The 12,878-nt window shown below is 49.4% G+C and carries 11 protein-coding genes; 6 read left to right on the top strand and 5 right to left on the bottom strand.

Annotation, left to right across the window (positions count from 1 at the left end):
- The first annotated feature begins 5 nt into the window (after positions 1–5).
- Positions 6–1,598, top strand: coding sequence for a SulP family inorganic anion transporter (locus B157_RS0106880; RefSeq protein ID WP_020602625.1), 1,593 nt, complete (start codon positions 6–8; stop codon positions 1,596–1,598).
- Complete coding sequence (locus tag B157_RS0106885; RefSeq protein ID WP_020602626.1) at positions 1,585–2,226, top strand: carbonic anhydrase; 642 nt, start codon at positions 1,585–1,587, stop codon at positions 2,224–2,226. The genes B157_RS0106880 and B157_RS0106885 overlap by 14 nt, the downstream gene beginning before the upstream one ends.
- Before the next feature lie 109 nt (positions 2,227–2,335).
- On the opposite strand, the gene B157_RS0106890 is transcribed toward B157_RS0106885, so the two are convergent.
- Positions 2,336–3,391: a methyltransferase gene (locus B157_RS0106890; RefSeq protein WP_020602627.1), complete on the bottom strand. Its 1,056-nt coding sequence runs from the start codon at positions 3,389–3,391 to the stop codon at positions 2,336–2,338.
- Positions 3,392–3,560: 169 nt separating this feature from the next.
- Between B157_RS0106890 and B157_RS0106895 the strand changes: the two genes are divergently transcribed.
- Both B157_RS0106895 and B157_RS0106900 read left to right on the top strand, forming a co-directional pair.
- Positions 3,561–4,571: a bifunctional heptose 7-phosphate kinase/heptose 1-phosphate adenyltransferase gene (locus B157_RS0106895; RefSeq protein ID WP_020602628.1), complete on the top strand. Its 1,011-nt coding sequence runs from the start codon at positions 3,561–3,563 to the stop codon at positions 4,569–4,571.
- Positions 4,546–5,835, top strand: a complete 1,290-nt coding sequence (locus tag B157_RS0106900) for an AGE family epimerase/isomerase (RefSeq protein ID WP_020602629.1) — start codon at positions 4,546–4,548, stop codon at positions 5,833–5,835. Before B157_RS0106895 ends, B157_RS0106900 begins: the two co-directional genes overlap by 26 nt.
- A gap of 62 nt (positions 5,836–5,897) precedes the next feature.
- Here the strand turns inward: B157_RS0106900 and B157_RS0106905 are convergent, their stop codons facing one another.
- Positions 5,898–6,362, bottom strand: coding sequence for a hypothetical protein (locus B157_RS0106905; RefSeq protein WP_020602630.1), 465 nt, complete (start codon positions 6,360–6,362; stop codon positions 5,898–5,900).
- 1 nt (position 6,363) lies between these two features.
- Entirely contained in the window at positions 6,364–8,076 is a 1,713-nt protein-coding gene (locus B157_RS0106910; protein WP_026308545.1) for a GMC oxidoreductase, read from the bottom strand.
- 158 nt (positions 8,077–8,234) lie between these two features.
- On the opposite strand from B157_RS0106910, the gene B157_RS0106915 reads away from it, so the two are divergent.
- Both B157_RS0106915 and B157_RS0106920 read left to right on the top strand, forming a co-directional pair.
- A complete protein-coding gene (locus tag B157_RS0106915; RefSeq protein WP_026308546.1) occupies positions 8,235–9,593 on the top strand; it encodes a cytochrome P450 in 1,359 nt (452 codons plus the stop codon).
- 214 nt (positions 9,594–9,807) lie between these two features.
- Positions 9,808–10,185, top strand: coding sequence for an HPF/RaiA family ribosome-associated protein (locus B157_RS0106920; RefSeq protein ID WP_020602633.1), 378 nt, complete (start codon positions 9,808–9,810; stop codon positions 10,183–10,185).
- Between the two features lie 93 nt (positions 10,186–10,278).
- Here B157_RS0106920 and metK read toward each other — a convergent pair whose 3' ends face one another.
- Positions 10,279–11,556 (bottom strand): methionine adenosyltransferase, encoded by a 1,278-nt coding sequence (metK, locus tag B157_RS0106925; protein ID WP_020602634.1) that lies wholly within the window; start codon positions 11,554–11,556, stop codon positions 10,279–10,281.
- An 84-nt stretch (positions 11,557–11,640) separates the two neighbouring features.
- On the bottom strand, positions 11,641–12,792 hold the full coding sequence (locus tag B157_RS0106930; protein ID WP_020602635.1) for a lycopene cyclase family protein: 1,152 nt from the start codon (positions 12,790–12,792) through the stop codon (positions 11,641–11,643).
- Positions 12,793–12,878 lie beyond the last annotated feature (86 nt).

A 12,878-nucleotide genomic window follows, 5' to 3' on the forward strand; every position in this document is an offset into this window, starting at 1 on the left:
AGAAAATGCCCTATTATAGCCCTTTTCGGTCACTAACGCACTACCGTACAGCCTATCTGCCAGATGATATGACGGCCGGGCTGTCCGTTTTTTTTGTATCTCTCCCGTTGTGTCTTGGTATTGCTCTGGCTTCGGGAGCACCCTTGTTTGCTGGTTTAGTCGCCGGTATCATCGGAGGAATGGTAGTTGGGTTATTATCCGGTTCAGAGGTAAGTGTTAGTGGCCCGGCGGCCGGACTGGCCGTCATTGTCATTGAAGCCATACGGGCATCCGGCTCTTACAGGGCCTTTTTGGTAGCCGTTATTCTGGCGGGTATTTTTCAACTTATACTAAGTCTGGTAAAGGCGGGGCGGCTTAGCGGATTCTTTCCTAATTCAGTAATAAGGGGGATGCTGGTGGGTATTGGTCTGGTCATTTTATTGAAACAGATTCCCCACGCGTTAGGGCGCGATAACGATTTCGAAGGAGATTATGAGTTTCGGCAATTGGCGGATAGTGAAAACACTCTCTCTGAAATTTATCGGGCGTTAGTAACGGCTAGTCCCGGAGCGATACTAATTAGCGTTGCAGCCCTGCTGATCCTTATCTTTTGGCGTAAGCAGGAAGAAAAGGGCAGTCGTTTTTTCAAGATCGTGCCAGCGGCATTGCTCGTGGTGTTGGTCGGTATCGGGCTAAATGAATTATTCCGCTACTACGTGCCGGGCTGGTATTTAGGGAACTCAAATCAACACATGGTTCGTATTCCGATCCTATCGGAAAATAAGTCGTGGACATCTATTTTCGATTCCCCGGATTTCAGTGCGTTGCGCACAATTCGTACCTACGGTATTGCCGGTACATTGGCGGTGGTAGCCAGTCTTCAGGGATTAATCAATGTGGAAGCTGCCGACCGGGTTGACCGGCTCCGTCGGGTGTCTTCTACTAACCGGGAGCTGGCCGCACTGGGGATCGGGAATATCCTGTCGGGCCTGGTAGGCGGTTTACCTATCACGTCTGTTGCGGTGCGTACCTCGACCAATATTTTCAACAATTCCAGAACCCGGCTATCTACCATGATACAGGGATTTCTGTTGCTGATATCTGTATTTCTGGCGGCCTCTGTGCTCAACCGTATCCCGTTGGCCTGCCTGGCGTCTATCCTGATTGTGGTTGGATACCGGTTGGCAAATCCAACTGTTTTCAAGTCGGTTTACCGGGAAGGTATGAGCCAGTTTATTCCGTTTATCGTAACGATACTTGGCATCTTGTTTACGAATCTGTTGATTGGTATTCTGGTTGGTTTAATGGTAGGATATTCATTTGTTCTCTACACCAATGCCCAATCGTCGTTCCGGGTTATTCGTGATGGGCACAATGTGCTGGTGAAGTTTCAAAAGGACATCTATTTTCCGAGTAAACCACGTTTGAAAGAAACCCTGCGGTCACTGAAACCCGGTGATTCAGTGCTGATAGACGGGCGTTACGCCAGCTTTATCGACCATGATATTTACACATTGCTGACAGAGTTCGCCCAAACTGCCCGCACCTCAGATATCAATTATGAACTTCGGGATGTGACAAAAGAAAAACGAAACTTGCGCAGTCATGCAACCATCTGAGAAACTACTTCTATTCAATAAAGCGTGGGTTCAGGACAAGCTTGAATTGAATGACCGTTACTTCGAATCCTTAGCTGCCGATCAAAAGCCTGATTTTTTATGGATTGGCTGCTCAGACAGCCGTGTACCTGCTAATGAAGTTACGGGCACAGATCCCGGCGAAATGTTTGTACACCGCAACATTGCCAACCTGGTCGTTCCCGGCGATTTGAACGTGCTGAGCGTAGTGCAATATGCAGTAGAAGTACTTCAGGTGAAACACGTTATTATTTGCGGCCATTATGAGTGTGGAGGGGTGAAGGCGGCTATGGCAGACAAAAAACTTGGCCTGATTGATGAGTGGCTGGTCAACATAAAACACGTACAGCATAAATACCAGGACGAGCTGAACCATATTAACGATACTCAGGATCGTTTCGACCGCCTGGTCGAGCTGAACGTTCAGCAGCAGATTTTAAACCTATCCGAAACTGCCAGTGTCCAGAATATGTGGGCCACCCATCAGATACCGAGTTTACACGGTTGGGTGCTGAACCTGCGTAGCGGCCTGCTAAAAGAAGTAATAAACCGGGTCCCCTCCAATTCCGTATCCGGTCCTGCCTTTAAAACAACGCCCGTTAGTCATTAATGACGTTCTGACTACAATTTGACAAGACTAATTTCTGGAACTTTTGGCTCTCTTGTTGTTTAAGCAGACAGTCGAACCGTATCGGCTCCTGTCTAACACTCAACAGTTTCTACCGGGGCTTTCCTGCCCAAATCAATCCGTAATCCATCTGAGTAGCTACCGTATCCGTAGTATTTATTAATCCAACTTGTGCAAACCAGTTCCGGTACTCTGCCCGGCTGTAGGCGCGTCCTTTTGTCACACAGAAAAGCTGGGCTGAGTAATCTGTGACGGCCATTGGTCCATCGAGCGTATCGTTCAGAAACGAATCGTGTACCCAAAGCGTACCACCCGGACGAAGCACCCTGGCAAACCGGCTGGCCAACTGAATACAGGTTGGCGCAGGCCAGTCGTGGAAGAGACTTGCGGCTAGAAGTATATCCGTCTCCGGGAGGTTGTCCGTCAGCATATCACCGGGCAGGAAAGTCACCCGCTTCTTTATCGTTTCCGCACCTGCCCGTCCGCTTTGACTAAATTCATCCAGTAGTTCAGCGGCCACGGCAAGTACGGCCGGCCGGTCGAACACGGTAGCCGTGGCAGCAGGATTTCGGAGCAGCCATTCGTAGGTGTAGTAACCCGTACCACCAGCAACGTCGAGCAGATGACCGTTGCTCCTGGGTAGCGCAGCCGCCACCAGCGGAGCCAGGTATCGGGCACGACCCGCCAGACCCAGGGTTAGCGTGCGAGCCAGTTTCGGGTCATCCATCGGCGAAGGCGTAACTTCATCTTTCACGAATGAAACACCCTTGTGTATGTCGAGTGGTCCATCGTTCCGGAGTAGTGTAACCATGTCGATTACGCCTGGGTCATCCTTCTCCAAACCCGTGTACCCAATTAGGTTAGGGACATACTTTGCACTGACAAATTGCCCCAGTTCCGTGATGTATAGCCGACCGGCTGCATCATAAGCCAACACCCCCATAGCGCACAAAGCCGGAAAAAGCACCATAGCCGGTCGCCCATTCAGCTGGAGTCGGTAACGGAGTTCAGACAACGAGAGAGGCTTTGCACTCAGTTCCTCAAAAACGGGAATATAGTGAATCGCGGCTAATAGTAATCGGGAACCAAACATGGCACGCTGGTAGCGGGTAATGGGAGCCGGATCGGGTGGTACAGACAAGAACATAGCAGTAAATCAGCAAATAAATTTGGGAGAGCAAAGGTAATGATTACCAATACTCCGGTAAGCAGACGGGGCCTTAGCAAGCTACGATCAGGTGATTTTCGAGAAATAAAAAAGAGTAGTCAGGACAGCGTATGTAGCTTTTTGCTTTACTAGACCCAACTCAGTCATCATGACCAGCCCCGCTATTACGGCCCTCTCTCAGCGCTTTGCTTCCCTGAAGGTAGGCGTTATCGGCGATTTTGCCCTCGATCTATACTTCGATATACAGACCCGCACCGGTGAGTACTCACTTGAAACAGGCCGGGAAGTTTTCTGGGGAAGCCAACCCCGTGCATCATTGGGAGCCGCCGGTAATGTTGTGCAGAACCTGCATGCGCTGGGTGTGGAACACTGCTGGGCCATAGGATGCATTGGAGATGACCTGTTTGGGCGTGAAATGTTGCACCTGTTTCGTTCGCTGGGGGTGAATACCCAGTATATGCTACTCGCCGAGCAGTGGACTACCTGTTTGTACACCAAACCAAACCGGCAGCATCAGGAATTGAACCGAATTGATTTTGGTACCGCTAATTCCCTTACTGATCGCCTTTTTGCCAGCCTCATGGCGGGTCTGGAGCAATGCCTGCCCGATCTCGATGTATTAATCATCAATCAACAGTTTCCGAATCCTTTACTCACCGCCAACCGGGTAGCTGTACTGAATGCGTTAATAGCCCGTTTTCCCAGGGTTCGGGTGGTAGCGGATATGCGTAACGTTGGTATGCACATTCGGGGAGCCACGTTAAAAGTAAACACCGCCGAATTAGCTTATTTTTTAGGCATCGACCTGCCCGAAAATCCTGACCTGAACTGGTGTGTGGAGCAGGGAGCTGTTTTCCGAAAACAGACAAACGTTCCCTTACTGATTACGCGCGGGCAAGCCGGTATTCTATACACCGATGAGGCCGGAACGGAGTACATCGACGGTCTAGCCTTACGGGGTGAGCTGGATACTGTTGGGGCTGGCGACACTGTTGTTGCCGCCTGGGCCACCTGCATGGGAGCCGGAACCACGCCCGAACAGGGGCTGAAAATAGCCAATCTGGCCGCTGGCGTTACCGTGCAGAAACTTGGCCAAACCGGAACAGCCAGTCTGACTGAAATCCTTACCCTTCATGATGAATACCAATCCCATGCGTAACGAACTGCTTACCCATTGGCGGCAGGAATGGCAGAAGCACCTGACCCACGAATTATTACCCTTTTGGACTTCCCGCACAGCCGACTATGAACACGGCGGCTTTATTACACACTTTAACCAGTTTGGTGAGGATTCGGGCGAGGATGAAAAGTCACTCATTGCCCAAACCCGTTCCATCTACACCTACGCATCGGCGCACCGGGCAGGCTATGGTAACGGCGAGCTGGCTAAACTGGCAAGGCATGGGGTCGATTACCTGCTTACCCATATGTGGGACCACGAAAACGGCGGCTTTTACTGGATGGCCAATCGAAAAGGCGACGTACTGAATGACCAGAAAATAGTGTACGGTCAGAGTTTCGCTATCTACTGCCTGAGTGAATATACGCTGGCAACGGGCGATACGCGCGGTGTTGAGTACGCTCAAAAAGTATTCGATCTGTTGCAGAAATACGCATCGGATACCTGTTACGGCGGTTACTTTGAAATGTTCTATCGGGACTGGACACTGAAAGGACCAGGTTCAGGTGGGGGCGACCGCAAAACGCTCGATGCGCACATGCACCTGATGGAAGCCTACACCACCCTGTATGAATGTACCCGGCAACCCATCCATCGCCGGAAACTGCTGGAAATAATTGAACTACTGGTTCATAAAATAATGCATCCCGTTTATGGCACCGGCGTTCCACAGTTCTGGGCCAACTGGGAGGTAGCTCCGCAAATTAAGTTCGACATCATCTGGGGCTGGGATCGGTTTACCGAAGACGGGAGCAAACAATCGGCTGATGATAACACCAGTTATGGCCATAACGCCGAGTTTGCCTGGCTACTGCTGCACGCACTCGATGTGCTGGACATACCCCATGAAACCTACAGGGATCAACTCCTCAAATCCTTTTCGCACGCAGTCGATTACGGCGTTGACTGGACTTTTGGGGGTATTTTCGTGGAAGGTTCGCACAGTGGTGAGGTATATGACCGGGAAAAGGAATTCTGGCAGCAGGCCGAAGTGCTGATTGGTTTTCTGGATGCCTGGCGGATTTTCGGAGATGAAAAATACGGCAAAGCCTACGAAAATGTTCACCGGTTTGTGATGGACAACATGATTAACCACTCGGCAGGAGAATGGTGGCCGTTAATGACCCGGCAAGGTGTACCCATCTGGACACACATGAGCCATTCCTGGAAAATAAACTACCACACCGTACGCTCGGTTATTCAGTCGATCAAACGGATTGATCGGCTGTTGGCTATTGAATAACGCGTGGAGTAATTCTCATTAATCGAAAAAACAATGTAGGCTACCAGGTCTATCTGTCTCGTTCAGACCACCCCCAATATTTCATACGTCAGTTTATTGAACGTAGCTACCTCCCCTACTTTCCGCCCTGCCAATGCAATGGCAATAGGTGAGCCGGACGATACGCCAAAATAAGCAGCGTCATCAAGTAACAGTTTACCCGCACCAATGCTGATAAAATACCCACCTCGATTGGTTGTGACAATACTCCCCGGCTGAACGGATTCGTAGGTTTTATCAATCACAACCTGTTGAAGGTCACGTTTCAGTTGCAAAGCACCTGCCAGGAGTTGAGCGTTACGGTCGCGTTCGAGCTGAGCCATGGCACGGCCTGTTTCATACTTATCGCCCGCACTGCTTTTCGATTCGGAGTTTGCCGCTTCCTGTGCGGCTTCCATCGCTTGCCGGGCCGTATCAATCCGTTGTTGTACGTATTGCTGACAAAGACTGAAAAGGGCAGCTTTGGTATTCTGATTTATTTCTAGCACGTTATAGATTTCCTTTTTTCATCTCTTTAACCGCAAAATCGGCCGCCCGTGCGGTGAGAGCCATAAAGGTAATGGATGGATTTTGTGAACCAGTCGAGGTCATGGCCGCTCCGTCGGTAATGAACACATTTTTCACGCTGTGAAGCTGGTTGTGCGCGTTGAGCAACGATGTCTTCGGGTCGCGACCCATGCGTACTCCGCCCATTTCGTGAATATCAAGACCAGGATTTCGATGATCATCGTAGGGCTTGATGTTTTTACAGCCCGACTTATCCAGCATTTCAGCGCCCTGCTCCAGAAAATCGGCCATCATTTTCAGGTCGTTATCCGTATAGTCAATGTCCGTTACCAATTGCGGAATACCCCAGGGATCTTTCTGATCGGTACTGAGCCGAACGTGGTTTTCGTAACGCGGAACGGTTTCAGCCTGCATCATCATAAACACATGCCAGGGACCGGGGTCGCTCAGGTTATCCTTAAAATCGGCGCCGAAACCAGCTTGTGCATTACCGCGTTGCCAGCCTCCACGGGCCGCACTAAACGCGACCATATAACCCCGCTGAAAATCCATCTCCTGCTTCCGAACATTTCTAAAATTGGGCATAAACGCCGTAGTGGGTCGTCGTCCATAATAATATCCGTCGGCAAAACCTTCATAATCGGCCACAATGTTACCCCTGTAGTTATGGAAGGCTATATAGCGCCCTAACAGGCCATTATCATTTCCCAATCCATTTGAAAAACGGTTAGAAGTAGAGTTAAGGAGAACAAGGTTGGTGTTCAGACAGGCGGCATTCACGAATATAACTCGGGCATAGTACTCCGTCATTTGCTTTGTATGCGTATCGATCACCCGAACACCGGTTGCCCGTTTCTTTCCTTCATCGTAGATAATCGAATGCACCACAGAATCCGGGCGCAGAGTCAGTTTGCCCGTCTTGGCAGCCCAGGGAATAGTAGATGAGTTACTGCTGAAGTACCCTCCATACGGGCAACCCCGGTAGCACAAGTGCCGGGCCTGGCATTGTGCCCGGCCCTGGTCGTAGTGAATTTGTTTGGGTTCGGTCAGGTGGGCACATCGCCCTATAATCACGTTTCGGTCCTGGTAGCTTTCGGCTACCCGTTTCTGAATGTGTTTTTCTACACAGTTCAACTCCCAGGGTTTCAGAAACTCACCATCGGGCAGCGTTTCCAGTCCATCTTTGTTACCGCTGATACCCACAAACTTTTCGACGTAGCTGTACCAGGGCGCAACATCTTCGTAGCGAATAGGCCAGTCGACGGCGGCTCCATCGCGGGCGTTGGCTTCAAAATCGAACGTACTCCATCGCTGCGTTTGCCGCGCCCAAATCAGCGACTTCCCGCCCACCTGATACCCCCGAATCCAGTCAAAGGGTTTTTCCTGTACGTATGGATGTTCGGCATCTTTCACGAAGAACTGCTGGGTTGCTTCATCCAGTGCATAGCACTTGGTCGCAATCGGATTGGCCTGATCGAACGCTTCGGGCATCCGGTTGCGGTGCGGAAACTCCCACGGGTTTTGGGTAGCCGTTGGGTAATCGACAATGTGCCGAACATCACGCCCACGCTCCAGCACGAGCGTACGCAATCCTTTGCCACACAGTTCTTTCGCTGCCCAGCCTCCACTAATACCGGAGCCGATTACAATGGCATCGTACGTTCGGGCCGCTTTAGCATCGCCATTTATATTCATGTTTGTTTGTTCTTTCACTATAAACATAACCAATGATTTATATCGCTCAAAATCCCAGTTTGATACAACGGAAGCGAAGCCATCAATTCATATTGATTTTGAACAGGCAACCGTATCTTTATAGTCGTTCAGAAACCCTGTTCAAAACGGCTTTTTTTATGGAATCAACGGTTAGTTCATCCCTTCCTGTCCCCCTGCATCCGGGATTGCCCGTGGTGGGTAATACCTTTTCATTTCTGCGCGATCCACTCGGTACGTTGCAAACAGCACAACGTCAGCGGGAGCGCCTGGTGCATTTTCGTATCGGTGGCAGGCATCAGTACCTGGTTTTTCGGCCGGAAGACGTCAAATACATCCTGCAGGAAAACAACCGGAATTATGGCCGGTCACCCGCTTTCGAGGTATTAAAGATTTTCCTGGGGAATGGCCTGCTCACCAGCGAAGGTGATTTCTGGCGACGGCAACGGCGACTGGCCCAACCGGCCTTTCACCGGCAAAAGCTGGCAGCCCTGGCGCAAACGATGGTTGACGAAACCACAACCTGGATTGACGAACTGAAACACCTTAACCGACAACAGCCCGTCAATATTTCTCAGGCGTTTATGGATGTGACCATGCGAATCGTCTGTAAAACCCTGTTCGGTTCCGACGTTATTGGCAAGTTGGATGGGCTATCGTCGGCACTCGACACGCTTAATTACATGGCGAATGACCGGATGCTGTCTATCATTCGATTTCCTCTAAACTGGCCAACACCAGCTAATGTCCGCTTTCGAAACGCTGGAACGCTGGTCAATTCCTTTATTTACAATGTCATTGACCAGCGCCGGCAACAGGCGGACGATAGTGATGATTTGCTCGGGATGCTGCTGGCGGCCGAAGACGGGGAAACGGGCGAGCGCATGTCTGACCAGCAACTGCGCGACGAATGCGTAACGCTGTTTGCCGCCGGTCATGAAACCACATCCGTCTCCATGGCCTGGACACTTTACCTGTTAAGTCAGAATCCAGCTGTATTGACTAAAATCAAGGCTGAAAGCAGGGCGATACTGGGCGATGTGGCTAGTCCGTCGCCCCATGTGTTTCGGTCACTAACTTACACGATGCAGGTTATTCAGGAATCCATGCGGCTCTATCCACCCGCCTGGATTATGAGTCGTCTGGCGCTGCATGATGACCATCTTGGTCCTTACACGATTCCGGCGGGTGCTACCGCCCTTATCTCCCCTTACTTACTCCACCGCGATCCCGTCAACTGGCCTGATCCCGAACGGTTTGACCCGGATCGATTTGCGCCAAATGGCCCAAGTGAGCAGCTTCACTCCTATGCTTATCTGCCCTTTGGAGGTGGCCCCCGTTTATGCATTGGTAACCAGTTTGCCCTGATGGAGATGCAGATATTACTGGCAATGCTGGTCCGTGAATTCGATATTCAACCGACAGCTAATCAGCGGATTACCATGAAACCGTTGATTACGTTACGGCCTGAACAACCGGTTCGGGTAACATTACGGTAACACTGAAATTATATTATAGAAAGAACTTTACCAGTCGCCCAGCCCTGCTTTATTCAGAAGAACAACGTTATCAGCACCTTATCTTAGTTAGTACAGCAATCAGTGACAAACGGACTTGCACCTTTCGTAGAGTGCCTTGACTTTGTGGTTCATAAAGCCAAACTTAGGCAGTCCATTGATGTTCTTCGTATCAATTCACTTAAAACGCGACACAATGAGACTACAAATGCACGCCGTTAAGTTCACGGCAGATCAGAGCCTGTTAGATTTTATCCAGGCCAAACTTGATAAGTTAGACACATTCCACGACCGAATTATTAGTGGCGAGGTGTTTCTAAAACTAGAAGGCGCCGACTCCAATAAGGTCAAAGACAAAGTAGTTGAGGTTAGACTACTGTTGCCGGGCAAGGAGTTATTCGTCAAAGAACAAGACAAAAGCTTTGAATGCGCAACGGACCGAATAATGGATGTGTTGAAAGACAAACTCGTTCGGTTTAAACAAAAGCGCAACAATATATCCAGTCCAGCCATTACGGAAGCTAAATCACAGGTAGATGTAGAGGATGAGATTTATGAATCGGATGAGTTGTAAGGGAATCTAATAAATCCCGTAAAACTGAAAGCCACTCCAAACGGAGTGGCTTTCGCTATTTTCAACAATAATGTAGCCTAATCTGTTGTCGATTTACAGGCCAAAAGCAGCTTTTATCTTATCAACAAAATCCAGCTTTTCCCAGGTGAACAGTTCAACTTCCAGTTCAATCGTCTGACCATTTGAACCAAAGGTTTTCTTTACCACTTCGTTTTTACGGCCCATGTGGCCATAGGCGGCTGTTTCCGAGTAAATAGGGTTACGAAGCTTGAGCCGCTGCTCGATAGCGTAAGGGCGCATATCGAAGATTTCACTCACTTTCTCCGCAATAGCACCATCGTGCATATCCACCTTGGCCGTGCCGTAGGTATTCACATACAAACCACACGGCTTGGCAACACCAATGGCGTAAGATACCTGAACCAACACCTGATCGCACAGGCCGGCGGCAACCAGATTTTTGGCAATGTGCCGCGTCGCATAAGCCGCCGACCGGTCTACTTTAGACGGGTCTTTACCCGAAAAAGCACCACCACCGTGGGCACCTTTTCCGCCGTAGGTATCTACGATAATTTTACGACCTGTCAGCCCTGTATCACCATGAGGGCCACCAATAACGAACTTGCCGGTTGGGTTGATGTAGTACGTGATGGCACCATCGAATAAACCCTGTAGTTCGGCTTTCTGAGCGGCTTTTACGCGGGGAATCACAATATTGATGATGTCCTTTTTGATTTTAGCCAGCATCGTTTCATCATCAGCGAAGTCATCATGCTGGGTCGATACAACAATCGTATCGATACGGATAGGCTGATCATCATCTGAATATTCAATCGTCACCTGCGATTTGGCATCAGGCCGCAAATACGGCATCAGATCGCTCTCATTGTTGCGAATCTGTGACATCTCCCGCAGGATGGCATGGGCCAGATCAAGCGGCAGGGGCATGTAATTATCAGTTTCGTTGGTAGCGTATCCAAACATCATCCCCTGATCACCCGCACCCTGAGCGTTAGCTTTCGACTCGAAGTCGTCTTTGACAGACTCCCGATCAACGCCCTGGTTAATATCGGCCGACTGATCATGCAGGGCCGAGAAAATACCACACGAGTTAGCCTCAAACATGTATTCGCTCTTGGTATAGCCTATTTTGCGAATTACCTCACGCGTAATTTTCTGAACATCCAGATAGGTGTCGGTTTTAATCTCGCCAGCCAGCACAACCTGGCCCGTTGTAACGAGTGTTTCGCAGGCTACCTTGCTGGAAGGATCAAACGCCAGAAAGTTATCAATTAATGCGTCGGAGATTTGATCAGCGACTTTGTCGGGATGTCCCTCAGAAACAGACTCGGAAGTGAAAAGATAAGGCATTTCGCTTTGCGTATAGCTTGATTTTAAACCGCAAAGCTACGAGTTTATGAGCAAGGGTCAAGTGATGAATTGATACCTTGTTTACTAACCGAATAATTTACGGCGCATCACATCAAAAAATGCGACAATAAATGGCCATTTGGGCATGGTGGCAAACAGCCGAAGTTCTTCAACAAAACGCGTGTCTTCGTCTAAAAAGGTAAAAACACGACCTGGATTTCTCGTGTACACTCGGGTAAAAATATCATCGGCAGGGTGACGATGTTTCTCCAGTACATTCAGAAAAATACTATCATACAGCAAAAAACGGCGTTTGAACCAGGGCACGGACCGATGCGGTTTACCAGTAGCCGCCAGGTTCTGTACAATACGCTGCAAATACCGTTGGGTACGCTGAAACGTGTACCCCGAAGAAGGCTTGGTAAAGCCGCCCGATGTGCCAATGCGAACGATATGCCTGGAGGGGTTCTCCCGCGTCGGCTCATCCGACATCGGGATAATTCCATACTCGGTATCATAAATACGATACGTACCCACATCCAGAAACCGGTCGATATACTGGCGCAATTCGGTTTCGTATTCGGCATCGGTCAGGAGTTTGTCGTTAAAGAGCGTAAACTCAACTAAAGCCGTTTTTTCGTCGAAAGGCAGCACATACAGAAAACGGCAATCGCCGTGTTGCTCAATCCGAAAGTCCATGATTTCGGGTTGAGCCGGGTTGAAACAAGGTTTTTCTGTGGTAATAAACCAGCCTTTAAAATGTTGCAGCAGATTATGATTTTCGGGCTTGTTCAGTTGTAGCGGAAATGTACTATCAAACACGTAATCGGCAATATATGGCTCATTCTCAGCAATCACAAAAGCACCCTGTGGCGTGTCTTTAATCCGTTCGATGGTAGCTTGTTTTTGCTCGATATTCGGATATTTGGCCAGTTCTGCTTTCACAAAGTCGTAGAAGTCGATACCACGCAGCATTTTGTACTGATATGATCCCATACCCAGTTGACCGGCATAGGTAGTGCCATGAAAGCTAACATCGTTCCAGGTTTTATACAGAATGGCCTCAAAAGGACTGGGTTTTCGCTCCCAAAAACACCAGGTCCGGTCATTACGGTCCTTTGGCTCCCGGTCTAGAATAAGAATACTACGGTCACGCAACGATGACTGACTTACGTAATAAGCCAGACTTAAGCCTGCCATGCCCCCGCCGGCAATGATGAAGTCGTATTTTTTCATGCAGTAAAGAAAAAGTCCGGACTCCCGGTCCGGACTCGCTTCTTTAAATAACAGCTTTAAATAACAGAAATGTTTATTTGTTTTTA

This window comes from Spirosoma spitsbergense DSM 19989 (assembly GCF_000374085.1).
Lineage (GTDB): Bacteria > Bacteroidota > Bacteroidia > Cytophagales > Spirosomataceae > Spirosoma > Spirosoma spitsbergense.

Excerpts from the sequence above, each read along its gene's own strand:
- B157_RS0106880 (WP_020602625.1), top strand. The coding sequence starts at position 6 with ATGCCCTATTATAGCCCTTTTCGGTCACTAACGCACTACCGTACAGCC.
- B157_RS0106885 (WP_020602626.1), top strand. The coding sequence starts at position 1,585 with ATGCAACCATCTGAGAAACTACTTCTATTCAATAAAGCGTGGGTTCAG.
- B157_RS0106890 (WP_020602627.1), bottom strand. The coding sequence starts at position 3,391 with ATGTTCTTGTCTGTACCACCCGATCCGGCTCCCATTACCCGCTACCAG.
- B157_RS0106895 (WP_020602628.1), top strand. The coding sequence starts at position 3,561 with ATGACCAGCCCCGCTATTACGGCCCTCTCTCAGCGCTTTGCTTCCCTG.
- B157_RS0106900 (WP_020602629.1), top strand. The coding sequence starts at position 4,546 with ATGATGAATACCAATCCCATGCGTAACGAACTGCTTACCCATTGGCGG.
- B157_RS0106910 (WP_026308545.1), bottom strand. The coding sequence starts at position 8,076 with ATGAATATAAATGGCGATGCTAAAGCGGCCCGAACGTACGATGCCATT.
- B157_RS0106915 (WP_026308546.1), top strand. The coding sequence starts at position 8,235 with ATGGAATCAACGGTTAGTTCATCCCTTCCTGTCCCCCTGCATCCGGGA.
- B157_RS0106920 (WP_020602633.1), top strand. The coding sequence starts at position 9,808 with ATGAGACTACAAATGCACGCCGTTAAGTTCACGGCAGATCAGAGCCTG.
- metK (WP_020602634.1), bottom strand. The coding sequence starts at position 11,556 with ATGCCTTATCTTTTCACTTCCGAGTCTGTTTCTGAGGGACATCCCGAC.
- B157_RS0106930 (WP_020602635.1), bottom strand. The coding sequence starts at position 12,792 with ATGAAAAAATACGACTTCATCATTGCCGGCGGGGGCATGGCAGGCTTA.